The organism is Actinoplanes awajinensis subsp. mycoplanecinus, from assembly GCF_001509495.1.
In the GTDB taxonomy this organism is placed as follows: Bacteria; Actinomycetota; Actinomycetes; order Mycobacteriales; family Micromonosporaceae; genus Actinoplanes; species Actinoplanes palleronii.
In genome coordinates this window covers 38,588-61,657 of sequence record NZ_LLZH01000277.1, presented here as the reverse complement: position 1 = coordinate 61,657, position 23,070 = coordinate 38,588, and the positions used below count along the sequence as shown (strand labels likewise).

General features: G+C 72.7%; 20 protein-coding genes. 10 read left to right on the top strand and 10 right to left on the bottom strand.

The features are described from left to right. Positions 1-32 precede the first annotated feature (32 nt). Entirely contained in the window at positions 33-2,234 is a 2,202-nt protein-coding gene (locus ADL15_RS27295; RefSeq protein WP_067697126.1) for an Ig-like domain-containing protein, read from the bottom strand. A 155-nt stretch (positions 2,235-2,389) separates the two neighbouring features. Here ADL15_RS27295 and ADL15_RS27290 point away from each other — a divergent pair, with 155 nt between their 5' ends. Together ADL15_RS27290 and ADL15_RS27285 are read left to right on the top strand one after the other, a co-directional pair. Beyond that, positions 2,390-3,301: an NAD(P)H-binding protein gene (locus ADL15_RS27290; RefSeq protein WP_232344357.1), complete on the top strand. Its 912-nt coding sequence runs from the start codon at positions 2,390-2,392 to the stop codon at positions 3,299-3,301. Next, the gene (locus tag ADL15_RS27285; protein WP_067697123.1) at positions 3,298-4,008 is read left to right on the top strand and encodes a CPBP family intramembrane glutamic endopeptidase; all 711 of its coding nucleotides are present in this window, start codon (positions 3,298-3,300) and stop codon (positions 4,006-4,008) included. The genes ADL15_RS27290 and ADL15_RS27285 overlap by 4 nt, the downstream gene beginning before the upstream one ends. A 231-nt stretch (positions 4,009-4,239) precedes the next feature. On the opposite strand, the gene ADL15_RS27280 is transcribed toward ADL15_RS27285, so the two are convergent. Further along, entirely contained in the window at positions 4,240-4,995 is a 756-nt protein-coding gene (locus ADL15_RS27280; protein ID WP_067697121.1) for a GNAT family N-acetyltransferase, read from the bottom strand. 186 nt (positions 4,996-5,181) lie between these two features. On the opposite strand from ADL15_RS27280, the gene ADL15_RS27275 reads away from it, so the two are divergent. Next, the gene (locus ADL15_RS27275) at positions 5,182-5,385 is read left to right on the top strand and encodes a hypothetical protein (protein ID WP_067697119.1); all 204 of its coding nucleotides are present in this window, start codon (positions 5,182-5,184) and stop codon (positions 5,383-5,385) included. After that, complete coding sequence (locus tag ADL15_RS27270) at positions 5,352-8,090, top strand: ATP-binding protein (RefSeq protein WP_232344355.1); 2,739 nt, start codon at positions 5,352-5,354, stop codon at positions 8,088-8,090. Before ADL15_RS27275 ends, ADL15_RS27270 begins: the two co-directional genes overlap by 34 nt. Before the next feature lie 890 nt (positions 8,091-8,980). Here the strand turns inward: ADL15_RS27270 and ADL15_RS27265 are convergent. From ADL15_RS27265 to ADL15_RS27240, 6 genes are all read right to left on the bottom strand, one after another. Next, the gene (locus ADL15_RS27265; RefSeq protein WP_067697117.1) at positions 8,981-10,093 is read right to left on the bottom strand and encodes a site-2 protease family protein; all 1,113 of its coding nucleotides are present in this window, start codon (positions 10,091-10,093) and stop codon (positions 8,981-8,983) included. A 75-nt stretch (positions 10,094-10,168) separates the two neighbouring features. Continuing rightward, positions 10,169-10,318: a hypothetical protein gene (locus ADL15_RS54470; protein WP_198171038.1), complete on the bottom strand. Its 150-nt coding sequence runs from the start codon at positions 10,316-10,318 to the stop codon at positions 10,169-10,171. A 248-nt stretch (positions 10,319-10,566) separates the two neighbouring features. Beyond that, positions 10,567-11,289: a nitroreductase family protein gene (locus ADL15_RS27255; protein WP_083971797.1), complete on the bottom strand. Its 723-nt coding sequence runs from the start codon at positions 11,287-11,289 to the stop codon at positions 10,567-10,569. Further along, positions 11,286-12,908 (bottom strand): hypothetical protein, encoded by a 1,623-nt coding sequence (locus tag ADL15_RS27250; protein WP_067697111.1) that lies wholly within the window; start codon positions 12,906-12,908, stop codon positions 11,286-11,288. The genes ADL15_RS27255 and ADL15_RS27250 overlap by 4 nt, the downstream gene beginning before the upstream one ends. After that, positions 12,905-13,534, bottom strand: a complete 630-nt coding sequence (locus ADL15_RS27245; RefSeq protein WP_067697109.1) for a TOMM precursor leader peptide-binding protein — start codon at positions 13,532-13,534, stop codon at positions 12,905-12,907. The genes ADL15_RS27250 and ADL15_RS27245 overlap by 4 nt, the downstream gene beginning before the upstream one ends. Before the next feature lie 8 nt (positions 13,535-13,542). Beyond that, positions 13,543-14,901, bottom strand: coding sequence for a YcaO-like family protein (locus tag ADL15_RS27240; RefSeq protein WP_083971795.1), 1,359 nt, complete (start codon positions 14,899-14,901; stop codon positions 13,543-13,545). A 263-nt stretch (positions 14,902-15,164) separates the two neighbouring features. On the opposite strand from ADL15_RS27240, the gene ADL15_RS54465 reads away from it, so the two are divergent. From ADL15_RS54465 to ADL15_RS27225, 3 genes are read left to right on the top strand one after another with little or no spacing between them, the layout of a single operon-like run. After that, complete coding sequence (locus ADL15_RS54465; RefSeq protein ID WP_067697107.1) at positions 15,165-15,989, top strand: ATP-binding protein; 825 nt, start codon at positions 15,165-15,167, stop codon at positions 15,987-15,989. After that, on the top strand, positions 15,986-16,321 hold the full coding sequence (locus ADL15_RS51785) for an STAS domain-containing protein (RefSeq protein ID WP_198171037.1): 336 nt from the start codon (positions 15,986-15,988) through the stop codon (positions 16,319-16,321). Before ADL15_RS54465 ends, ADL15_RS51785 begins: the two co-directional genes overlap by 4 nt. A 10-nt stretch (positions 16,322-16,331) precedes the next feature. Further along, complete coding sequence (locus tag ADL15_RS27225) at positions 16,332-16,712, top strand: PPOX class F420-dependent oxidoreductase (RefSeq protein ID WP_067697105.1); 381 nt, start codon at positions 16,332-16,334, stop codon at positions 16,710-16,712. Between the two features lie 4 nt (positions 16,713-16,716). Here ADL15_RS27225 and ADL15_RS27220 read toward each other — a convergent pair whose 3' ends face one another. Together ADL15_RS27220 and ADL15_RS27215 are read right to left on the bottom strand one after the other, a co-directional pair. Continuing rightward, positions 16,717-17,175, bottom strand: a complete 459-nt coding sequence (locus ADL15_RS27220; protein WP_232344354.1) for a type VII secretion system-associated protein — start codon at positions 17,173-17,175, stop codon at positions 16,717-16,719. Positions 17,176-17,185: 10 nt separating this feature from the next. After that, entirely contained in the window at positions 17,186-21,670 is a 4,485-nt protein-coding gene (locus ADL15_RS27215) for a DUF6531 domain-containing protein (RefSeq protein WP_067697103.1), read from the bottom strand. Between the two features lie 136 nt (positions 21,671-21,806). On the opposite strand from ADL15_RS27215, the gene ADL15_RS27210 reads away from it, so the two are divergent. The 3 genes from ADL15_RS27210 to ADL15_RS27200 are packed head-to-tail and all read left to right on the top strand — an operon-like array spanning position 21,807 to position 23,037. Further along, on the top strand, positions 21,807-22,106 hold the full coding sequence (locus ADL15_RS27210) for a hypothetical protein (protein ID WP_067697101.1): 300 nt from the start codon (positions 21,807-21,809) through the stop codon (positions 22,104-22,106). A gap of 2 nt (positions 22,107-22,108) precedes the next feature. Then, the gene (locus ADL15_RS27205) at positions 22,109-22,711 is read left to right on the top strand and encodes a hypothetical protein (protein WP_067697099.1); all 603 of its coding nucleotides are present in this window, start codon (positions 22,109-22,111) and stop codon (positions 22,709-22,711) included. A 29-nt stretch (positions 22,712-22,740) separates the two neighbouring features. After that, positions 22,741-23,037 (top strand): WXG100 family type VII secretion target, encoded by a 297-nt coding sequence (locus ADL15_RS27200; protein WP_067697096.1) that lies wholly within the window; start codon positions 22,741-22,743, stop codon positions 23,035-23,037. Positions 23,038-23,070 lie beyond the last annotated feature (33 nt).

Sequence of the window (23,070 nt, the reverse complement as noted above, 5' to 3'; positions counted from 1 at the left end):
ACCGTCGCCGTTATATAACGTCAACCGTAGTATCAGGGGCGCGGCTTCAGCAGGGTGATCCGGCCGGCGCCGAGCTCGGTGACGTACAGATTGCCGGTGACCAGGTCCTGGGTGACGTCGAGCGGCTGACTGAACCCGGTCAGCCCGGTGATCCCGGTGGTCCGGCCGGACAGGGTGCCGTCGGCCGCCACGTCGAACGTCTCGATGTCCTGCCCGTCGGAGTAGCGGACCACCAGCAGCTTGCCGTCGAGCGCGCCACCGCGGTACTCGATCGCGCCGTTCGCCGAGGCGTGCAGGCCCGCGTCGTAGATGCCGGCCAGGTCGAGGTTCGGGTCCGGCGCGGTGCCGGCCGGGTACGCGGGCACCTGGAACGGGTCGACACCACTGGTCGGGTTGCCACCGGCCAGCACCCACTCGCAGCGGACCGGGTTCGGGTGGCCGTAGTACCGGCCCGGCTTCACGTCGAACACGTAGTCGGTCTCGGCGGTCGGCACGCTGGTCAGCGCCGGGACCGCCGGGCCGGTGTAGCCGCGCCGGGCGCACGAGGCGGGCAGCGTCGCCGGGGTGGCCGGGGTGTTGCCACCCGCGGCCGAGCCGTTCGTCGGCGTGTAGAGGTGACCGTTGCGGTGCCAGACCAGGTCGAACGCGTTGCGCACCCCGGTGGCGTAGAGGGTGAGCGGCGCGCCGGCCGCGTACGGGTCGTAGGTCTGCACGTCCAGCGGCAACGTGGCTGGCAACTTCGCCCGATCGAGGCGCAGCACGGCCGCGCTGAGCAGGCGTTCCGGGCGGTTGCCCCAGGTCGCGTCGGCGGCGCCCATCGCGTTGTTGGCGCCCTGGGTCAGGTAGAGCGCTCCGTCCGGCCCGAACGCCAGCGAGTTCGTCTCGTGGTCCTTGACCGAGCGCGGCAGCCCGGTCACCACCGGCGTGTACGTGCCCAGGTCGGGCCCGGTGAGCTTGCCGATCCGGCCGGACCAGTCGGGCACGTCGAGCGGGCCGACGTACTCGTAGTTGTCGGTGACCCAGAGGATCGGGGCGGACGCGGTGGACGCTGGGTCGAACGCCATCCCGATCACGGTGCGGGCCGGTGCGCCGGGCAGGCCGAGCGCGGTGGCGTTGGCCCGGACCGTGCCGATCACGGTGGCCGGGCCGAGGGTGCCGTCCGCGTTGATCGGGAAGCGGTGGAGGTACCCGTCCAGGGTGCCGGCGTAGAGCCGCCCGTCCGGGCCCTTGACCACCGTGGTGAACGACGCGCCGGTGGCGACGCCGACGGTCTTGTCGAAGGCGACCGGCCCGCCCGGGGTGCCACCCGCGCCGGTGGTGAAGACGATCGAGTACGGGAGGAACGGCGCGCCGGTCACGTCGGTGACCCCGCTGGTGACGGTGAACCGGTAGGCGGTGTTCGCGGCGAGCGGGCCGGTCGGCGACAGGTTGATCACGTCACCGCCGCCGCTGGTGATCGTGGTGGCCGGCACCGGCGCGCCGGTGCTGAGCCTGGTCAGTGTCACGGTGGACGCGGTCAGCGTGGACGCGGCGACACCGCCGTTCGGCAGGACCAGGTCCTCGACCACGCTGGTGGTGAGTGACACGCCGGTGGCGCCGTTGGGCGGGCTGCTCGTGCGTACCGAAGGAAAAGCGCCGGAGCCTGCAACGCTCGCGATGTCGATGTAGCCGAACTTGGTGTTGACTCCCCCGGCCGGGCTGAGCGTCAGCTTGCCGTCGGTGACCCGCACGGTCCGGGTGGCGGTGGCGAACTTGACCGCGGCGGTCGGGCGGAACCCGGCGATCGCGTTCTGGTCCTCGACATTGGCCCAGTGCACGCTGTCGACCGCGGTACCGGCGTCACCGACCGCGACGGTCACCGTGTAGACGCCGTTCGGCACGGCCGCCTCCCACGCGCCCGGGGTGTGCACGCCGGCCGACCCGGCGGGAAGCTGGGCATGCATGAGGGTGGCGAGCCGCGGGTCGCTCTGCCCGGCGGCCGGGTTGCGGTTGCGGCCGTTGCCGGTCAGGTCGGCCGGGGTGCCCTCGCCGAGGTCGATCCAGCCGTAACCGCGGGCCGCGGTGTACGCGCCGCCGGAGTCCCGGACGTATCCGGGCGCCGGGGCGGTGGCCGCGTCGGAGAAGTCGACGTTGAGCGCGAACGGCGGCGGGTCCGCGGCGTGTGCCGGCGCAGGCACCACGCCGGCCGGGTAGACGACCAGGGCGGCGGCGACTATCCAGTGACGACGGTGCATGCGCCGAAGGTGTCACACCGGCCGGGTGGCGACGCTGTCGGAAATCCGTACCCGAGGAGATCTTCGCCTGGGCGGGAAATGCGGAACGCCGGGCGATCATGTGCAGATCTCCACAGGGCCGACTCAGTCCGGCCGAATCGGGTATGGGCAGGACCGTGACGAAAACTGTGCTGGTCAGTGGCGCTTCCGGGTTCATCGGCTCGCACGTCGCCGACGGTCTCGTGGAACAGGGCTACCGGGTGCGGGCGATGACCCGGAACCCGGCGGAATACACCGGCGCGGGTGAGCCGGTCAGCGGTGACGTCGGCGACCCCGCGTCGCTGCGCGCCGCGTTCCAGGGGGTCGACGCGGCCTACTACCTGGTCCACTCGCTGGACTCGGACGACTTCGAGCAGCGCGACGCGCAGGCGGCCCGGAACTTCGCCGAGGCCGCGGCGGCCGCGCACGCGGAACGGATCATCTATCTCGGCGGGCTCGGGCCGGACGGCCGGCGCCTGTCGCCGCACCTGCGCTCGCGCCGCGAGGTGGAGAAGATCCTGCAGGCCGGGCCGGTGCCGGTCACCGTGCTGCGCGCCGCCGTGGTGATCGGGCACGGCAACATCTCCTGGGAGATGACCCGCGAGCTGGCCGGCCGGCTGCCGATCATGGTGACGCCGCGCTGGGTCCGGACCCGCACCCAGCCGATCGCGCTGCCGGACGCGGTGCGGTACCTGATCGGTGTGCTGGAACCGGCCGAGGCGCGCGGCCGGGTCTACGAGATCGGCGGGCCGGAGGTGCTGCGCTATCTCGACATGCTGCAGCGGGCCGCCGCGGTGATGGGCAAGCGGCTGCCGAACCTGACCGTGCCACTGCTGACCCCGCGGCTGTCGTCGGCGTGGCTGCGCTTCGTGACCGATGTTGATCTGGCGACCGCGCGGAATCTGGTCGATTCGATGGCCACCGAAGTGGTGGTCCGGGATCGCAGCATCACGTCGCTACTGCCCGGCCCGACCATCGGCTACGACGAAGCGGTCCGCCTGGCGCTGGCCTCGCAACAGCGACACGACCAGGTCCGGCCGGGCCGATGACCTGGCTGACCCACACCCGCGACGTGCTCGCCTCGTCGTTCGTCGACCGGGTCGAGCGCGATCATCAGCAGTCCGACCGGGAGTTCCGCCGCCGCCGGATCGTCGCCGCGCTCACCCTGGTGGCCGGCGCGATCCTGCTCGGCGTCTCACTCTCGGTGCGTCCCGGCGACGCCGTCTTCTACCCGCTGACCGTGCTGGTCGCGCTCACCTGGATCGGCGGCGCGCTGCTGTCCGGGCCGCTGCACCTGGGCTGGACGCCGTTCCGGGGCCGGTTGCGCCGCCCGATCGTCGTACCGGTGCTGACCGGCCTGGTCATCGCGGCCGTCTTCGTGGCCGGCTCGCTTGTCGTCCGGGAGGTGCCGGCGCTGCGCGACGCGGTCAACAGCGTCCTCGCGCACGCCCGCTACGGCGCGATCGTGCCGATCACCGCGATCACCGTCCTGAACGGCATCGCCGAGGAGGTCTTCTTCCGCGGCGCCCTGTTCGCCGCGATCGGCCGCCGCTGGGCCGTACCGATCTCCACGCTCGTCTACGCCGCCGCGACGCTGGCCACCGGCAACCCGATGCTGGTCTTCGCGGCCGCCCTGCTCGGCCTGATCCTGGCCCTGCAACGCCGCGCCACCGGCGGCATCCTCGCCCCGATCCTCACCCACATCACCTGGTCCACCACGATGCTCTTCGTCCTCCCGGCGGTCGTCCATCCCTGACCGCTTCACCACCCTTTTGGTACGAAGCCGGAGCGCTCGTCCGCAGGCTACGAGCCGAGTCCCGCCCGTGAGGCCGCCGCGACACCCGCTCGAGCCCGGACCGCAGCGCGCCTCCCGGTCACCGGCTGGGCCTCAGGGGTGTCTCCGCGTCGCGGAGACACCCCTGAGAGCCAGCCAACCCGGTGAGTCGCGCTGCGGCCTCGCGTGGCACCTACCTCGCGGCAGTGAGGTTCAGGCGGTGAAGGCGGTCCAGGTCTCGACCAGGTGGAAGCCCATCGACTCGTAGAGGGGGCGGGCCATCTCGCTCGGGTGCAGGTAGGCCCAGGTCGCGCCGGAGACCAGGGCGCCGTGCAGCACCGCCTCGGTGATCCGGCGGCCGGCGCCCAAGCTGCGGGCGGCCGGGCGTACCGCGATGTTGAACACGCCGACCACATCGCCGGACGTCATGGCCAGGCCGGTGCCGATCGGGTGGCCGCCGGACTCGGCCAGATAGCCGGTGACCGGGCGGGCGTCCAGCACCGTGCCGCCCATCAGCGAGCCGAACGCCGCCGCGGGCGCCCCGAACCCCTCGGCGAGCACCTGCGTGTACAGGTCACTTTCGGCCGCGCCGATCCGGCGGACCGAGACGCGCCGCTCGTCGTCGCGGAACTCGACGTCGCCGATCGCGCAGCCCAGCAGCGGCACGTCGCCGTGCCGGGTCAGGCCGTGCCGGGCCGCGAGGGCGATCAGTTCCGGACTGGCCGCGCCGCGGATCATGATGGACCAGTCGGCGGTGCGGTCACTGACGTCGGCGGCCAGCTCCTCGAGGGACTCCAGGTCCGGGTCCAGGGTGGTGTCGTACACGCAGTTGAGGGTGGCGAGGCTGGCGCCGGTGAGAGCCGCGCGGGCGGTGCCGCGCTCGGCGTACCAGCCCTTCGGGGTCACCGTGCAGAGCGTCGCGATGGCGTCGAAATACGCCGCCGCCAGCCGGTCAGCGGTCGTTCCCATGCTCGTACCCCCGTGCTCGTGGTCGCCGCCACCCTAGGTCATCGGGTTCCGTCTAGGTATGCCTAGGCCACCCGCGCGTCGCCGGCTAAACCGTTCTGACCAGCGAAGATAGGTAACAGCTTCCGATGTGGCGGGTCCCGTTCCGGCCGAGGATTGACCCATCAGCCACGAACGAGGAGACAAGTCATGTTGATGCACCCGGAACTGATGCTGGCCCTGGCGAACGACCGGCAGCGCGAGCTGATCGCCGAGGCCGACAAGGAGCGCCTGCTCGCCGGCGCCCGGCGCAACCGCGTGTCCCGCCGGGCCGGGAAAGCCTCGGCGGTACGCGGACACCCCACCGGTACCCTGGCGTCGTGCGAACCCTCCGCGGCGGTGCCAGCCCGGTGATGATCGGCCGGGACAGCGAGCTGCGCCGGTTGGCGCGGCTCGCTGCTTCGCGTGAGCCGGCCGTCGCGATCATCGCGGGCGAGCCGGGCATCGGCAAGACCCGGCTGGTCCAGGAGCTGCTGTCCACCCTCCCGGCGCAGGCCGTGGTGCTGATCGGCCAGGCCGAGCCCGGCTCGCTGTCCCGGCCGTACGAGGTGCTGCTCGACGCCATCGACGGGCGGGCCGGGGTCGACGAGGCGCAACTGGACGCGCTCGGCGATCCGCGGCGCAGCCCGATCGAGCGGCTGCACACCGGCCTGGCCGTGGTGGCCGACCTGATCGGCGACGCCCCCGCCGTGATCGTCTTCGAAGATCTGCACTGGGCCGACTCGGAGAGCGCGGCACTGTTCGAGCGGATCGCCGACCAGCCCGGGCCACGGCTGCTGATCGGGACGTACCGGCCGGACGAGGTGACCCGCCGCCAGCCGGTGGCCGGTCTGCTGGCCCGGTTGGAGCGCCGGCACGCGGTCACCCACGTACGGTTGAATCGCTTGTCCCCCGCGCAGACCGCGGCCCTGCTCGCCGCCGCGACCGGTGCACCCGTGGCCTTGCGTGCCGCGACCGCTCTGCATCATCGGACCGGCGGCAATCCGTTCTTCCTGGAGGAGTTGCTCCGCGCGCTGCCCGGCTACGACGTGGAGGCGCTCGTCGAGCAGCCGCTGCCGTGGAGCCTCGCGGACGTGCTGCGCCGGCAGGTCGACGACCTCGACCCGGTCAGCCACCGGATCGTCGAGGCGGCCACCGTGCTCGGCCACCGCATCCCGTTCGACCTGCTCGCCGACGTGACCGGGGCCGGCGAGGACGCGCTGATCGCGGTGCTGCGCGACCTGGTCACCCGGGGTGTGCTGGTCGAGGCGGGCGAGGACGAGTTCGCGTTCCGGCACGCGCTGGTCCGCGAGGCGATCGCCGGTCAGCTGCTCGGCCGGCAGCGGCGCCGGCTGCACGAGGCGGCCCTCGACGTGCTGCTGCGCGGCGGCGCCTCCGACCCGGCCATGGTCGCGCACCACGCCCGCGGCGCCGGCCGGTACGACGACATGATCACCGCGGCCCGGCGGGGTGCCGCGCTGTACCTGTCGATCGGCTCCGCCTACCAGGCGTTGCAGCTGGCCGAGATGGGTCTCGACGAGGCGCCCGACGACACCGACCTGCTGGCGTCCGCGGCCCGGGCCGCGTGGCTGGCCGGGCTGCTCGACGATGCGCTGCGCCACGGCCGGCGCTGGCGGGACCTGGCCGGCACCAGCACCGACCGGGCCGAGTCGCTGTACCTGCTGGTCCGGATCGCCTGGGAGTCCCGGGAGACCGACGAGATGCGCACCCTGACCCAGCACATCGAGACGCTGATCGCCGAGTTGCCGCCGGGCGCCGACCAGGCCCGGGCGATGACCGCGATCGCCCAGTCGACGTACCTGCGTGACGAGCTCGACGCGGCCCTGCACTGGTCGGACCGGGCGCTGGCACTGGCCGACGAGTTCGACCTGCCGTCCGTACGCCTGGCCGCCCTGGTCGAGAAGGGCTCCACGCTCACCGAGCGCCCGCACACCGCCGCCGACGGCCGCAAGATGCTCGCCGGGCTGGTCGACGAGGCCGAGCAGGCCGGCGAGTGGGTGCTCGCCGCCCGGGCCCTGAACGCCCTGGTGCACGGCGAGCCGCCGGCCTCGCCGGTCGAGCACGCCGAAACCCTGGAGCGGATGCGGGTCGACGCCGAACGGGCCGGGTTCGAGTCGCTCGCCGTGGCCACGTACTTCCAGGGACGGGCCCGGCTCGCGCTGCGCTCCGGTGACCTGCGCGCCGCGATCGCCGCACTGGAGGAGGGCCGCGAGCACGACCACGGCTACCAGCGCCGGGGCCGGTGGGCCGACTACCACGGCGTCTTCCTGGCCGGGCTCTACCTGGAGGCCAACGAGCTGGACCGGGTCGAGCAGCTGATCACCGACCTGGCCACGCTGCCCAGCAACATGCCGACCACCATCCCCGGGCTGGTGTTCAACCTGGCGTGCCGGCGCGGTGACCTGGCCGGTGCCGAGGCCGCCCTGGACGAGTTCATCACGCTGATCGCCCCGCAGCCGTGGCGCAGCGGCGAACAGGCCCACGACCTGATCTCGGCGGCACTCCAGCTCGGACTGCCGGCCGAGCGCCTGGACAGAATGGCTTCGGCGCTGCTCGACGCCGAGGTGTGGGATGCGCTGCGCACGCTGGTCGAGACCCAGGTGACCGAGGCGCACGGGCGGCACGCCGAGGCGCTGGCCGGGTATCTCTCGATCACGGACGCGCACATCCTGGCGCCGTTCGTGCGGGGCACGGTGCGGCTCGGGGCGGCGCGCTGTCTGCTGGCCGCGGATCGTCGTAGCGAGGCCGCCGCCCAGGCCGAGGCGGCCGCGGCGCTGCTGGCCGGGTGGGGCGGCTGGCGGGTGGCCCAGCTCGACGCGGTCCGCGCGCAGCTCGGGATGGCACCGGCCGGCGGCGCGCCCGCGGTCACCGGCCCGGCCGCCCTGACCCCGCGCGAACGCGAGGTCGCCGTCCTGATCAGCGACGGCCTGACGAATACGGAGCTGGCCCGCCGCCTCTACATCTCCCCGAAGACCGCCGCCGTCCACGTCTCCAACATCCTGCGCAAGCTGGGCGTCTCCTCCCGCACCGAGGTCAGCGACCTGCTCGCCCACCCCTGACCCTCCCGCCCGTAGGGCCCACGCAAGCCCCGCCCCACCCCAGACCGCAGCGCGCCCCCGGACCTCGGCTGGCGCTGAGGGGTGTCTCGGCACCCCCGAGACACCCCTCAGAACCAGCCCACGGACCCGGCTGGCGCTGGCGGCTGCCTCCCGACCGCCGACACAACCGTCAGCACCAGCCGGTGCCGGGAGGCGCGCACCCGAACAAGCCCGGCTGGCTCTTGCGGCCCTCATGAGCACGCCATAACGGCCGTCAGAACCAGCCCGGCGACCGCAGCTGGCTCTGACAGCCCTAATGAGGACGCCATAACGGCCGTCAGGCCCAGCCGGAGTCGCCGGGCTGGTCCTGACGGCCGTATCGGGGCGGGTTGGCGGCCGTGAGGACCAGCCGGGCCCGGAGGGCGACCGACTACCGGGACGAGCTGGCCACCTTGCGGGACGGCCGCGCACCCGGACGGGCCGCGGGCGGCGTGGCGCACCGCAACCCCGCGCCCGCCCGGCCTAGCGGCCGACCCCGGCCACCCGCCAACCGGAAGCGACCCAGCGAGCGAGACCGGCTGGTGCTGAGGGGTGTCTCAACGGCGTTGAGACACCCCTCAGCACCAGCCGAGGCCGGGAGGCGCGCTGCGGACCGCGGTGGCGCGGACCTCGCGCGGGGACCGACCTGGGCCGGGAGGCGCGCTGCGGACCGCGGTGGCGCGGACCTCGCGCGGGGACCGACCTGGGCCGGGAGGCGCGCTGCGGACCGCGGTGGCGCGGGCCTCGCGCGGGGACCGACCCGGGCCGGGAAGCGCGCTGCGGACCGCGGGTCGCGCGGGCGTCGCGCGGGACCGGCCCGGGGCGTGGCTTGTAGCCTGCGGCGGGGCGCTCGGTATTCGTACCAAATGGGGTTAATGGGTGAATTGGGCCAGCAGGCGGTAGTAGTTCATGGCGATCAGTGACAGGACCAGGAGCAGGTAGGTGGCGCTGATCAGGCCGTAGGTCAGGTACAGGCGGCGGCGGGCCGGGGTGACCGCGCGGTGGGCCGCGGACAGGGGCATGCGGAACAGCAGGTGGCCCAGGTAGGCGAAGGCGCGGTGGCGCAGGTTCAACTCGCCGAGGGCGGCCTCCATCGCGTGATGGCCGTCGGTGAGCGGGAGCAGCGGGTTGAGGTTGTTGAGGATGACGAACAGCTGCATGCCGAGCAGCCAGCGCAGCCAGCCGAACTGCACCGGGTCGACGACGATCAGCGCGCCGGACAGGCCGGCGGCGGCCAGGTCGACGAGCGGGCCGACCAGGGCGACGGCGCTGCGGGCGGTGCGGGAGCGGACCCGGTAGGCGTCGGTGCGGTCCACGTAGGTCAGCGGGAGCAGGTAGAAGAAGAGTTTCACGCCGGCCTCGCGGACCGGCACACCCAGCGACTGGCACACCGCGGCGTGCCCCATCTCGTGCACGGTCGCCTGCACCAGCAGCGCCGCGATCAGCAGCAGCCAGGACGGGCCGGCGAACACCATCGGGGCGGGCAGCGTCATCGCCAGCACGATGGCGACCGTGGCGGCGACCGCGACCAGCACCGCGACGGCGAAGGCAGCCCGGGGGAAACGGGCGAGCAGCAGGGCCGGCGGGCGCAGCAGCAGATTCAGGTGCCGGGCCGGGATCCGCAGGCGCGGGGTGAGCCGGAAGAGCCAGGACAGCGCCAGGTGCCGGCCCCGCAGCGGTTCCGGCGGTACGCACAGCACCCCGGCCGCGCGCAGGTCGGTGAGGAACGACAGCAGCACCGGCGACCGGTCCCGGGTGCCGTCCGGTCCCCGGGAACGGCGGGCCGCGTCCAGCAGCGCGGTGCCGGTACGACTGCCGTCGAGCAACGGCACCACCCGCACCCCGGTCGGGCTGAGCCGGACATACGTGCCGGACGCCGCGTTGAACAGCAACGGGTGGCCGTCGGCGCCGTCGACCAGCTCGACCTCCGGCGCCAGCTCCACCGGCTCGTCGAGCCAGTCGAGCGTGCTCTGTTCGGCAGACATGGGTGTCGTTCTCCAACGGGCAGTAGGACGCCGGGGGCGCACTGGTGACAGCACGCCCCCGGCTGGGTCAGACCCTCAGATCAGCGACATCCGCCGCAGCCCCGGGTGCCACCGCAGCCGCCACAGCCGCCACAGCCCCGGGTGCCGCCGCAGCCGCCGCAGGGACCGCAGCCCCGGCAACCGCCACAGGGACCACAGGGGGCACAGCCGCCGCTGGCGCGGCATCCGCCACACGGACCGCAGCCGTGGCACGGGCCACAGCCACCGGTGCCGAGCAGCGACGCGCTCACCACGGTCGGCAGCAGCTCGGCGGTCAGGTCGTCCTCGAGCCAGAGGTCCAGCTCGTCGTGGATCTCGGGCATCGGTAGGTCACTCTTCACGCGACTCATCTCCTTTGATGTGTCTTGCCGGTCGGCGGTCGCCGCCGGCCGGGGCCCGGGCTGCGAGAGCGCGGACCCCAGCTCTGTGCCGGGCTACGCCGTCCACTCCGGCGCCGGGTGACCGGCGGCGAACGCGAACAGCGGGGCCCGGTGGTAGCCGTCGGCGCCGACCCGTTCCCGCAGGACGTGCGGCAGCAGACCGGCGAAGACCGTGCCGACCAGCCCGAGGCGCAGGGCGGCCAGCCAGGCGGCGTGCCCGGCCGCGCCGGCCCGGGACAGCAGCAGCCGGTGACCGTGGCTGCCGTGCCGGGCGAGCGCACCGGCCAGGTTGCCGGTGATCACCAGCAGGGCGGGCGCCTGGGCGAACTCCCGCTGCAGCACGAGCTCCTCGGCCTGGGCGCCGGACGGCAGGCTCGCCACCCGGCGCAGCGCGGACTGCTCGGGCAGGTACCGGTACAGCCCGGTGTCCACGCCGGTGACCCGCCAGGCCGCGCAGTACAGCTCCAGCCCGACACCGGCCTCGCGCTCCCCCGCCCAGCCGCGTGCGTCCATCCGGTCGGCGGCCGCGACGAGCGCGGACAGGTCCTCGGCGGACATCGCGGCGGGTGCGTAGTCGCGGGTCGAGGTGCGTTCGGCGAGCACGTCGTCCAGGGCCAGGCGCGGGCCGGCCGGGGCGGGCAGCGCGATCGACGGCCCCTCGTGCGGCGGCGGCTGCAGGTGTGCCGGGACCAGGATCCGGGGCCCGGGGTCCCGCTTGGTGTCGGCCAGCAGCCGTTCCAGCAGGTGCAGGCGCTCGTCGGCGGTGTCCACGCTCATGCGTCGTTCCTAAGGGTCAGGGCGACCACGGCGGTGACCGGCTCGCTGTCGTCCAGGCGCAGCGCGGCGGCGATCGCCGTGTCGTCCCAGCGGTCGGCGATCCGGGCCGTGGCGCCGTGCTCGTCGGTGAGCGCGGTCAGCTGGGCGAGCGCCGCGCCGGCGTCCAGGCAGAGGATCCGGTAGGCGAACTCGTGGTACTTGGCCGCGACCACACCGAGCGCGCCGGTGAGCACGAGCAGTGCCGACGGCCGGTCCGCGGCGAGCGCCGGGCTGACCGCGGCCACCACGCCGCCGGTGTCGTCGAGCGGGCGGATCCGGGCCAGGCTGTGGTCGCCGCGCTGGTAGAAGTACCAGCCGGGGTCGGTCCCGGGCACGTCCAGGGCGAGCAGGTAGGCCTGCACCGAGCCGAGGTTCCCGCCGGTCGGCGCCCACCGGCGGACCTGCCCGTCGCGCTCCTCGCGGAGCCCGGCGGTACGCCGCAGCAGCGCCCCGATCGGCTGTTCCTCGCCGAGGGGGACCTTCACGGCGGCCGGGAAGTCCCGGTTGTAGCGCTGCAGCGCCACGTTCGACGGTTTGAAGTGCATCTGGTGGTCTTTGGGGTTGAGCCATTCGCGGGGCGGGAACGCCACCGCCTGCTCGTACACGTGGGCCAGCGCCGGTCCCGGCAGCTCGGACGGCAGGCAGACCGGGCAGCCCGGCAGGCGGTACGCGCTGCGCGTGGACTGGGTCCAGTCGACGAGGTCGTACACCGCGCAGCCGGTCAGCGACGGGGTCTGGCCGACCCGGGACAGCAGGTGCACGATCTCCGTGGTGATCAGGGCGGCCCAGGCAGCGACCCGCGCCGGCGACGGCTCGCCGCGATCGAACGGACCGGCGAAGCAGTCGTAGCAGCCGGTGTACCGGGCGTCGAACAGCGGCCCGACCTCGGCGGTGCGCTCACCGGCCGCGGTGCGCAGCCAGCCGATCCCGGCCCGGCGGCACGCCTCGTCGACCCGGGCCATCGCCGCGGCGTCCCCGTCGTCGACGGCGACCACGAAGTCTCCGGCCCCGATCGGCATGTCCGCACCGGTCCAGCCGTGCACGTCCACGCCGGACGCGGCCAGCTCGGTGCGCAGCACGCCGGTCAGCGCACCGGGCCCGGCGAGCAGCACCCGGATCTGTGCCAGCCGGTCGCCGGCCTCGCTGCGGCTGCGGTTGACCCGGGTGGTGTCCAGGTTCCGGCCCAGGTAGTCGATCACCTCGGCCGGGATCAGGGTCAGCTCGTCGCCGGCCGGGCCGTTCTGCAGCAGGCCGCTGACGTAGAGCATCGAGACGCAGGCGTACAGGGTGCGCTCGGACACCCCGGGCAGCGCGGCGGCCAGCTCCGGGACGGTGCGGGCGCCGTCCAGCTCGGGCAGCAGCCGCGGGATCAGCGTGGTCGCGGTCCGGCCACGCAGCGCGGTATTGCGGTTGCCGCCGCCGGCGAACGCCAGGCCGTCGTCGAGCGGGACGGTCACCAGGCCGGGTACCAGGCAGGGCCGGTCCGGCACCTGGAACTGCGGGTCGACGCCGGTGACGTAGGCCATGGTGGCGGCCGACATCCGGCCCTCGTGCCGGGTCGCTTCCTCGGTTCCGATCATCCCCACACTCCCTGCAGCAGGTCGGGCAGCCGTACGTACGACCGGGTGGTCTCGTCCCGGCCCAGGCCGCACCGCGGACATCCGTGCACGCCGACCACCCGGCCGGCGCGTAGTTGCTGGGTCGGCACGTCGATCTGCCGTACCCGACCGGCCTCGTCCTCCGGAGCGGTCCGGAGCCGGTCGACGGCCTCGGCGACGGCGGCCGCCGCGAGCAGCGCGGTCGACGGCAGGTATCCGGCCGGACCGGCCTGCGCGTCCGCGGTGTAGTGCCGGTCCACCGCGGCGCGGACGGTCCGGGCCGGGTCGTGCTGTGCCTGCCGGCCGCGGTAGCAGCTCTGGCACGCGCCGGCGCCCGGGACCACGGCCGGGCCGATCTCCAGCACCGGGTGGTCCAGGATCACCGGCAGCCAGGGCTGGCCGGTGCGGAACGACTCCTCGTCACACTCGCGCTCCAGCTCGGGGATCCGGCGCCAGGCGATGAGCACGTGCAGCCGGGGTTCCGGTGTCCGGGGCCGGACCACCGCGCCGGGCGCGCCGGCGATCTCGACGTCGTGGACCAGGTCACGCAGCCGCTCGGCGACGGCGAAGCCGAACGGGCCGACGGGTGTGACGAACAGGTGATACATGGCGATCCTCACGCGAATGGCTGCGGCCAGGCGTTCAACGACGCCTCGGTCCTGGACGGGTAGCCCATCGCGACCGGCGCCCGGTAGAGCCGGGGCGAGCCGAGGTAGCGGGCCCGGTAGTTGAAGCAGAGCGGCTGCAGCCCGGGCACGACCGCGCGGACCACGGTCATCCCGGCCCGGATCGCCTCGTCGGTGCTCAGGTCGATCAGGTACGCGGCCAGGTCCCGCTCGGCCAGCCGGTCGAGCACCAGGCGCAGGTCGGCAGTGGAGTCCCCGGTGGACAGCACCGGCATCTTCGACAGCCGGCGCCGGGCCGGGCTGGACAGCAGGAAGTCGAAGGCGGCGGCCCGCTCCGGCACCGCCATGTAGGCCGCGCCGTCGGACACCCCGGTGAACGTCCGGACGTCCTCACTGGGCGCTTGCGCTCCGCGCAGCGCGATGCGCACCGACACGGTCTCGCAGATCGCCTTCGCCGCCGCGGTCTGCGGATCGAGGCTGGTCGCGCAGGACACGACGGTACGACAGGTCGGATGATTGCGGGCGATCGAGACGCCGTACACGGTCGGGATGCCCAGGTCGGTGGTGGCGTCGTAGAGCTGGATCTCGACGTCGCGCCCGGCACACAGGTCGAGGTAGCGCTGCAGTTCCGGGCCGACCGTGTCGAGCTCGATCCGGGGCAACGGCAGCTCGTGCAGCCAGGTGAGGCTGATCGCGTCGCGTTCGATCACCTCGCACAGCGCGCCGCGGACCGCCACCGCCGGGTCGGGGTGGGTGGCCGCCCCGGTGGAGATCGGGTTGGTGATCCGTTCGCCGTCGTGTGCCGAGAAGTGCATGAAGACCAGCGACGCGGGCACCCAGGACGGTGTGCCGGTGGCCAGGTCCAGGCCGCGGATCCAGCGCATCCGCGCGGTGCGCTCGGGCAGCACCAGCGGGCTGTGTGGGTCCTCGAGCTCGGCCGGCGAGCAGCGCGGCAGGCTGTCCAGGTCGAGCGCCGCGGCACCCTCGGCGGCCAGTTCGTCGGCGGTGGCCCAGCGGAGCTGGCGGTCGTCGTAGACGCAGTTCGCGTAGCGTTCCAGGCCCTCGGCGATGCCGACGATCGCCGAGCGTTCCGGGTCCACGCCGGTGCCGGTGCCGTCCAGGGTGCCGAGGCAGTCCGGGCCGCACAGGTTCGGCAGCACCGTCGACACGTCGCCGAGGTCAGCCGAGAACACCGCGAGCGGCGGGTCCGAGGACTCGACCGGCAGCTGGTAGACGTTGTTGACCAGGCCACCCAGCGGGGACACCAGGTCCCGCAGCCGGGGCGCCGACGCGTCCCGCCGGGCCGCTTCCGCTCCATTGAGGGCTTGCTCCGCGACAACCGCGCTCATAGGCCCGCTCTTTCCGTCAGGTCCGGTGGAATCGCGAGCCCACCGGCCAGCCGGGAACTCGACGCCGCCAGTCTTGATCTTCAACTGGGACCGTCGCCGGGGTTTGCGGAAACTGCGAGCGGGTAAGCGCTTTCGCCCGCCTTTCGAGTGGATCTACATAGGCCGAACGGACGACCCGATCAGGGGATGTGCCTGGCGCGGGGCCACGGAGCACGCCATGCTCGGACGGTTCCCGCGACGGCCCCTTCGAAAGACTCGAAGTAATGACCAACGCTTTTCTCGTCTCCGGTGTGGCACAGGTCGTGTGCGTCAACGACCCGGACCACGCGGTGACACAGCTGGAAGTGCACGGCGGCTGGGACGCCCGGCTGCGCACCGAGACCGCCGCGGCACTGCGCGGTTGCCTGGCCGAGACACCCCAGCTGCTGATCGTCGATCTGGCCCGGCTGGACGATCCGGCCGGCGAGTCCGCGCCGACCTGGCAGACCGCGGCCCGCTACGTCCGGGAGACCGGCTCACCGACCGTGCTGGTGCTGATCGGCGCGCCACCGGCGGTGGCCCGGCGGCTGCCGGAGAGCCGGATCCGGCTGGCCGCCAGCGTCGGCGAGGCGCTGGCCGCCGCCGCCCCGCTGGACGGCGCCGCGGTGTGGGGCGCCACCGGGCAGCGCCGGCACTGGCACCTGGCGCTGCCGCCGGAACTGCGCTCGAACGCCCTGGCTCGCACCCTGGCCGGCGACGCGTGCCTGGCCTTCGGGGTGCCGCAGCTGACCCATCAGGCCCGTTTGATCATGTCGGAGCTGGTCATGAACGCCATCGAACACGCGGCCACCGACCTCGACGTGCGGGTGTCGTTGCGCGGGGCCGTGCTGCACCTGACCGTGCACGACCGGGACGCCACGTTCCCGCGGCTCGTGGAGGACGATCCGGGCCGGCCCGGTGACTGGCTGGGCCGCCGGGGGCTGGGCCTGCGGCTGGTCGCGGCGGCGGCCCGGACCTGGGGCGTGCTGCCCTGCCGGCTCGGCAAGGTGGTCTGGGCGACCGTCGCCACCCAGCCGGCCGCGGCCACCCGTCCGGAGAGTGCGTCGTGACGGCCGACGGCGGCGCCCGGCTGCACGCCGCGGTGAAGGACGCCCTCGACGACCGGCTGGCCATCGTGCTCAGCGGTGAACTCGACCTGACCGGCGGGCCGCTGCTCGCCACGTTCCTCGACGACGCGGTGCACGACGGTGTCCGGCGGGTCGAGGTGGACATGGCCCAGGTGAGCTTCGTCGACCTGCGCGGCCTGCGGGTGCTGCTGAGCGCCCAGCAGTGGTGCGCCGAGCGCGGTGTCACGCTGCGGCTGTGCGAGCCGCAGCCGCACGTGCTCTGGCTGCTGGAGTTCAGCGAGAGCGCGGCCGTTCTGCTGCCGGACGAGCACTAGGATCGCCGTCATGAGCGTCCCCGCAGAGATCGTCGCCAGCAAGCAGGTCAGCCTGATCACGTTCCGCAAGGACGGCACCCCGGTCGCGACGCCGGTCTGGCACGTCACCGAGGGCGACGTGCTGACCACCGTCTCGGAGGCCGAGGCCTGGAAGGTCAAGCGGATCCGCCGCAACCCCCGGGTCGAGGTGGTCGCGTGCGACATCCGCGGCAAGGTCCCGGCGGGCGCCCAGCCGATCCAGGGCACCGCCCGGCTGCTGTCGCCGGAGGAGACCCTGGCGGCCCACCGGTTGCTGCAGCGCCGCTACATCACCTCGCGGATCGGCGCCTGGTTCAACCGGACGTTCCACGTCAAGCGCCCGCCGCTGATGGGCATCGAAGTCAGCTTCTGAGCTCTCAGCGCAGCGCCGCGGCGGGCAGCCGTACCTCCAGGTCCGTGCCCGGGTTGAGCAGCAGCGCCCGGTCGTCGAGCTCGGCGGCCAACCGGGCGACCGGCAGCCGCCGCCAGACCTGGTCGTGCCCGGCGGCCGGCAGGTGGCGGTCCGAGGTCCAGGCCCGCAGCTCGAGGTCGTCGGCGGGCGCGGCCGGGTCGACGAAGACCGTGCCGGCCAGCAGCGCGGCCCGGACCGCGGCGTCGTCACCGTGTCCGGTGGCCGCGTTCTGGATGGCCGCCTCGACGTCGTTGGCGGGCGCGGGCAGGCCGAGGACCCGCGGCGACGGCCGGTAGTCCGGGTTCGGGATCATTTCCGCCGTGGGCGTGCCGTCGGCGTCGAGCGGGTAGGCCCCGGCGATCGCGTACGGCGGAACGTCCGATACGCCGTCGTAGGCCGGGTCGATCGCATACATCCACTGCATAACCGATGTCCTAACGTGCGAAGCCGGGGTTGTCGAACTGCTCCATCTGGAAGTTGCCCGGCGGGATGTCCAGCTGCTGCACACCGTTCTTGATCCCGACGTTGTACGGCGTATCGATCTTGAACGCGTGCGAGATGTTGAAGCCCGGGATGTGGTCCAGCGCGGCGAACTCCTTCTGGGAGATCTTGCTGATGTCGTTGATCGCCTGGACGTTCAGCTCGACGAAGGGCTGACTGTCGGCCTTCACCACGTAGACGTAGCCGAAGTGCATCTTGAAGTCCTTGCCGCCGACGTTCTTGACGAAGTCGACGCCGGTGGGATCGAGCTTCTGCAGCTGGAACGAGATGTCCTTGTCCCGGACGAACTGCAGCGCGGTGTTCCAGTCCTCGGTGGTCGAGACGAACCCGCTGTAGGTGCCGCCGTCGCGCACCTTGGAGCTGTTCTGCTGGTGCAGTTTGATGTCGTAGTGCGACCCGGCCTTGTTGTAGACCGCGTTCGAGACGAGACCCTCCTTGAAGATCTTGTCCGGCGGGACGTCCGAGCCGTGGAAGAGCCACTGCGGCTTCGACTGGTTGAGCTTGAGGTCCGGGATCACTTCGAGCGGCTGCTTGAACGTGTTGATCAGGCTGATGTCACCGGCGGTGTCCATCATCGCGGCGATGTCGGTCGGGCTCAGACCCTTCGGGATGTTCAGCCCGGCGGTGCTGCCCGGCCCGGTGCACATCAGGCCGAGCGGGTCGGCCCAGAGCAGCGGGTTCGCCGCGTACGCCGCCGGGTCGACGGCCGGCGCCAGCCCGAGCGGGTCCTGGCTCAGGTACCGCCCGGTCAGCGGGTCGTAGTACCGGTAGACGTTGTAGTGCAGACCGGTCTCGTCGTCGCGGTACTGCCCGGGGAAGGCGAGCGGCTGCGCGGCGGCCGGTGCGTCGGTGGCGCCCCACAGCGTGGCGGTGTTCTGCCAGCGCAGCGCGCCGTCCGCGCCGAGCAGCTCGGTCGGCGTGCCGATCTGGTCGGTGACCACTGTGGCGTAGTCCAGGTCGGCGCCGACCCGCACGGTGCGGGCCACCGGGCGCCCGTCGGCCGGGTGGTGGTCCCACGTGGTGATCCGCAGGGTGCCGTCCGCGCCGACGTGCGCCTGCTCGACCAGGCTGCTGCCGGACCAGGCGAAGTCGTAGCGTTCGGTGCCGCTCTGCTTGCTGATCCGGCGGCCCAGCGGGTCGTACCGGTACTGCCAGACCGCGCCGCCCGGGGTCCGTGCCGCCACCATCTGATCGTCGGCGTTCCAGGTGAAAACCCACGATCCACAACCGTCGACGGTACGGGTGAGCATGCGCCCGTGCCCGTCGTACGTCGCGGTGACACCGTTGCCGGCGAGCAGGTCCGTGCCGTCGTACTCGCCGTCGAGGCGGCCCTGCGGATAGTGGTAGGTCTCGTCGCCGGTGCTGGTGACCCGGCCGGTGCGGTCCAGGCCGTACTCGCGGCGGCCGGTCCCGTCGGTGATCGCGCTGAGCACGCCGTCGCCCCGGTGCTCGAAACCGCGGATGCCGACGCCGGGCATGTCCTGCTCGAGCAGCCGGTCGCCGTCGTCGTGCCGCTGGGCCAGCACCGGCCGGCCGTCGACCGCCCGGTGGATCTCCCGGCCCCGCGCGTCGTGGCCGACGGTCAGCTCGTGGCCGCCGCTGCGCAGCGCGTACGGGCGGCCGAACGGGTCGAGCGTCCACGCGCCGGTGACTCCGGCCGGGGTGTGCCGGGTGATGGTGCCGGTGGTCTCGTCGAGGTCCAGGCGTACGGTCCGGCCGTTGACCGTCTCGGCGATCCGGCGGCCCGCGCCGTCCCACACGAAGGTCAGCTCGGCGTCGTCGCCGGTGGCCGCGATCAGGTGGCCGTCCGCGTCGTACCGGTAGGTGGTGGTGCCGGTCGGGGTCCGCCGTTCCAGCAGGTTGCCGACCGGGTCGCGGACGTAGTCGACGGTCTCGCCGAGCCCGTTCGTGGTGGCGGTCAGCCGGCCGGCCGCGTCGTAGGTGAACGTCCGGGTCCGGCCGTTGAAGTCGGTCTCGGCGACCAGCCGGCCGGCCGGGTCGTGGACGTAGCGCCAGACCAGCCCGCGCGGGTCGGTGACCGAGGTGACCCGCAGCTCGGTGTCGTAGGTGTAGCCGGTGCGCCCGCCCTCGGCGTTGACGGTGGCCAGCAGGATGCCGAACGGCCCGTACTCGCCGCGCCAGACTCCCCCGGCGGCGCCGGCCCGCTCGATCGGGTAGCCCTCCGGGTCGTAGCTGATCGTCTCGCCGTCCGCGGTGGTGGCGACCCAGCCCGCGAGGGCCTCGACGCGTTCCGGGTTGCGCAGGCGGCCGCCGCGCAACCGGCCCAGGTCGAGCGTCGGCGCGACCCCCGGCCGGGTGCCCGTGGTGGGGCGGCCCTGCTCGTCGTAGGCGTAGCTGGTGGTGTGGCCCAGCGGATCGGTCTCGGACAGCAGCTGGTTGTGCCGGCCCCAGACGTAGCGCGTGGTGTTGCCCAGCGGGTCGGTGACGCTCGTCTTGTGGTGGTACTCGTCGAACGTGTACGCCGTGGTGTGCCCGAGCGAGTCGGTCCAGGTGGTGCCGCCCGGCTCGTAGGCGAGGGTGGCGCTGAGGTAACCGTCCTCGCCGACCGTGCCGACGCAGCGGCCGTCCTCGTCGTAGGTGTAGCGGTAGCCGTACCCGGTGCGGTCGATCCACTGGGTGATCCGGTGCTCGTGGTCGTAGCGGAACGTCGCCGGCTCCCCCGAGATGTTCCGCACCGTGGTCAGGTGGCCGTCACCGTCGTACCCGAAAGCGGCGATCGCCGTCCGGCGGCCGGACCCGGCGGCGGCGAGGGTGATCCCGGTGATCCGGCCGTCCTCGGCGGTGAAGACGACCCGGCGCCCGGACGGGTGGTGCAGCGCGCGCGGCACACCGTCCGCGTCGCGCTCGACCCGCAGCAGGTCACCGGCCGGGTCGGCGACCGTGGCCAGCCGGCCCTCGGCGGTGAACCCGAGCACCTGCGTGCCGGTGTCCAGTCGCGCGCTGCCGTCCACGGCGATCGTCAGCGGCCAGCGCGGGCCCTCCTCGGGCAGCACCGCGGCACCGGGCGCGCCGATCGGATAGACCAGCACCATCGCGTCGGCCGCGAAGAACAGCCTGGCCTTGCTGTCGGTCTCGATCCGCTGGTCCAGCGTGGACGCCCAGGAGGCGCCGAACAGCCCGCCACCGCGGTACGACGACAGGTGGGTGCGCTCCAGCCGGAACGGCAGCGGCCCCGGCAACTCGAGATCGATCTCGGACAGCACCATCTCGCCGGTGGCCACGTCGATCGGATCGGTGACGCACTCCCGGATGTTGATCGACCGGGACACGTCCTTGGGCACCGGCGGCACCTTGACGTGGAACAGGTCGGAGAGTTTCGCGGCGCCCAGCGTCGCCAGCCCGCCGAGGTTCTTGACCACGGTGACCGCGCCGACGCCGGCCTGCTTGACGATATTGACCATGTCGTTGGCCATCGTCTTCATGCCGGTCAGCGCGGCCTTGCCGATCTCCTTGAGGCCACCGGCCTTGTAGAGCGCGCTGAGCTTGGTCAGCGACGTCAGGCCCTTGACGCCGGGGATCACCCCGAGGATGCCGAAGACCAGGTCCATCACCGACCCCTTGCCCTGGGCGAAGTCGACCACCGCCTTGATCAGCAGGATCGCTCCCGCGGCGAGGGCCACCCAGGCCAGCGGGCCACCGATGATCATCGCGATGATGCCGGCGACCAGGGCCACCCACTTGGCGACCTCGCAGATGATGTCCCAGAGTTCCTTGAACGCCTCGGCCAGCTTGGCCCAGAACGAGCGCGGCTGGATGCCGGCGTCCGACGCGTCGTCGATCTCCCGGGCGCAGGTGCGGGCCGCGCCGTCACGCAGCTGTTTGGCCTGGTCGGCCAGCTGCTTGGCCAGGTCCAGCTCGCCCTGCGCGCCGGAGACCGCGCTGCGCGCCTGGTCGCGTTTCTGCTGCGCCGCCTCGGAGTCGCGGACCGCCTGCTTGACCTGCTCCGGGTCGGGCGCCTGGGTCTGCGCGCGGGCCCGGTCGGCGGCCTGCGCGGCACCGGTGAAATCGGTCTCGGCCAGACTCAGAGAACCCTGCAACGACTTCAGTTTGTCGGCCGCGACCCGGCCGTCGGCCAGGGCCCGGTCGGCCTGGGCCTGCGCGCTCTCCAGGACCGGCGCGAAGGTCTCCAGCGCGTCACCGACCATCAGGTGCGAGCGGTACAGCTTGTTGACCTGGTCGGGGAACGCGCCGAACTGCTCGCGGAACGCGTCGCCGGACTTGCCGATCCAGGTGAGCACGGCGCCGTCGCCCTGCAGCGAGTCGACGGCGAGCTTGGCCCGGTGCGCGTGCTCGGCGAAGTCGTGGAAACGGGACGCGAGCTGCCGCACCCGGTCCGGGTCGCCGGGGGTGGGATCGCCGTCCATGTCGAGGACATACCAGTCCGTCGGCCTCGCCATTGGTGCCTCCACTCTGCGTACGACGCCGGGAGTCTAACGTGCCTCGTCACGCAGTGTTCCGATCATGGGAGTGGATGATCTGGACCGGGCCGCGTACTCTGCCCGGGGCGCAACAGATCGACAGGGACGGAGACCCATGGCTGGCGACCGCTTAACGGTCAATCTGGACGGCCTGTCGGACTTCGCTGTCCAGTTGGAAGACATTAGAGCCGGTATGGATTCGGCCCGGTCCTGGATGAACGAGTACTCCGGCGACCTCGGCGGCCGTGAGATCGACGGCGCTATTGGTAACTTTGAGTCACATTGGCGCGACGGACGCGGACAGGTCGACAAGAACTGTGACGCGCTGATCAAGATGGCGAAACAGGCCGTCGAGAACCTGCACAAGGCCGACGACGACCTGGCCGCGCAGCTGCGCGAGAGCACGAAGGGCTGAGCATGACCGTGACCGGTTTCTCGATCACCGTCCCGGACTCGTGGTTCGAGCTCGAGCTGCACCCGGACGCCCGCAACGCCGCGGTCGGCAAACTGGTCGAGGCGCGCCTCAAGGACGTCCCCGCCCTATACGAGCACCGGTCCGCGCTGGCCAAGGTGCTGCGCGAGACGGCCCGCCGGGCGTACGACAGCGGCGCCCGGTTCTGCGGCACCCTGGTCACCCCGGTCGGCGACGCGATCATGTCGGCCACCGTGACGGTGACCATCGTGGACGCCCCGGACGGGCAGGCCGCCGCCGATGCGATCACCCCGCACCTGACCGCCCAGCCGCGCCGGGGCACCGACTCGATCTGGCGCGAGGTCGAGTCGGTCGAGCTCACCGGCGCCGGCCGGGTGCCCCGCACCCGCGGCGTGGACGACATCACGCTGCCCGACGGCGCCGGCTGGGTCCGGTCGCTGATCATGCAGACCTTCGTGCCGTTTCCCGGGCCCGACCCCTCGCGGGTGGCCCTGATCACCGGCAGTTCCCCGGTGCTGGCGCTGGAGACCGAGTTCTTCGACGTCTTCGACGCGGTCACCGGCACTTTTCAATTCACCGAAGCCTGAGATTCACCCAGCCTGAGAAGGAGACTGACATGGCTAACGTCAATGTGACGTACCAGGAGATGCGCGACGCCGCGACCAAGCTCACCAACGGCAAAGAAGAGATCATCTCCAAGCTCAGCGAGCTGAAGAACATGGTCAACGGCCTGGTGAACGGCGGCTACGTGACCGACTCGTCGAGCAAGCAGTTCGACCAGTCGTACACCGAGTTCAACGACGGTGCCAGCAAGATGCTCGAGGGCCTCGAGGGCATGGGCAAGTACCTGACCACCGCCGCGGACACGTTCCAGCAGGCCGACGACGAGCTGGCCAAGGCCCTGCGCGGCTGATCGTCTGGTGACAAGGGGGCGGGCGCTTCGGCG

What these genes read in the sequence shown, in the direction of transcription:
- ADL15_RS27295 (WP_067697126.1), bottom strand. Translation starts at nt 2,234, where the DNA reads ATGCACCGTCGTCACTGGATAGTCGCCGCCGCCCTGGTCGTCTACCCG.
- ADL15_RS27285 (WP_067697123.1), top strand. Translation starts at nt 3,298, where the DNA reads ATGACCTGGCTGACCCACACCCGCGACGTGCTCGCCTCGTCGTTCGTC.
- ADL15_RS27280 (WP_067697121.1), bottom strand. Translation starts at nt 4,995, where the DNA reads ATGGGAACGACCGCTGACCGGCTGGCGGCGGCGTATTTCGACGCCATC.
- ADL15_RS27275 (WP_067697119.1), top strand. Translation starts at nt 5,182, where the DNA reads ATGTTGATGCACCCGGAACTGATGCTGGCCCTGGCGAACGACCGGCAG.
- ADL15_RS27265 (WP_067697117.1), bottom strand. Translation starts at nt 10,093, where the DNA reads ATGTCTGCCGAACAGAGCACGCTCGACTGGCTCGACGAGCCGGTGGAG.
- ADL15_RS54470 (WP_198171038.1), bottom strand. Translation starts at nt 10,318, where the DNA reads ATGCCGCGCCAGCGGCGGCTGTGCCCCCTGTGGTCCCTGTGGCGGTTG.
- ADL15_RS27255 (WP_083971797.1), bottom strand. Translation starts at nt 11,289, where the DNA reads ATGAGCGTGGACACCGCCGACGAGCGCCTGCACCTGCTGGAACGGCTG.
- ADL15_RS27250 (WP_067697111.1), bottom strand. Translation starts at nt 12,908, where the DNA reads ATGATCGGAACCGAGGAAGCGACCCGGCACGAGGGCCGGATGTCGGCC.
- ADL15_RS27245 (WP_067697109.1), bottom strand. Translation starts at nt 13,534, where the DNA reads ATGTATCACCTGTTCGTCACACCCGTCGGCCCGTTCGGCTTCGCCGTC.
- ADL15_RS27240 (WP_083971795.1), bottom strand. Translation starts at nt 14,901, where the DNA reads ATGAGCGCGGTTGTCGCGGAGCAAGCCCTCAATGGAGCGGAAGCGGCC.
- ADL15_RS54465 (WP_067697107.1), top strand. Translation starts at nt 15,165, where the DNA reads ATGACCAACGCTTTTCTCGTCTCCGGTGTGGCACAGGTCGTGTGCGTC.
- ADL15_RS27225 (WP_067697105.1), top strand. Translation starts at nt 16,332, where the DNA reads ATGAGCGTCCCCGCAGAGATCGTCGCCAGCAAGCAGGTCAGCCTGATC.
- ADL15_RS27220 (WP_232344354.1), bottom strand. Translation starts at nt 17,175, where the DNA reads ATGCAGTGGATGTATGCGATCGACCCGGCCTACGACGGCGTATCGGAC.
- ADL15_RS27215 (WP_067697103.1), bottom strand. Translation starts at nt 21,670, where the DNA reads ATGGCGAGGCCGACGGACTGGTATGTCCTCGACATGGACGGCGATCCC.
- ADL15_RS27210 (WP_067697101.1), top strand. Translation starts at nt 21,807, where the DNA reads ATGGCTGGCGACCGCTTAACGGTCAATCTGGACGGCCTGTCGGACTTC.
- ADL15_RS27205 (WP_067697099.1), top strand. Translation starts at nt 22,109, where the DNA reads ATGACCGTGACCGGTTTCTCGATCACCGTCCCGGACTCGTGGTTCGAG.
- ADL15_RS27200 (WP_067697096.1), top strand. Translation starts at nt 22,741, where the DNA reads ATGGCTAACGTCAATGTGACGTACCAGGAGATGCGCGACGCCGCGACC.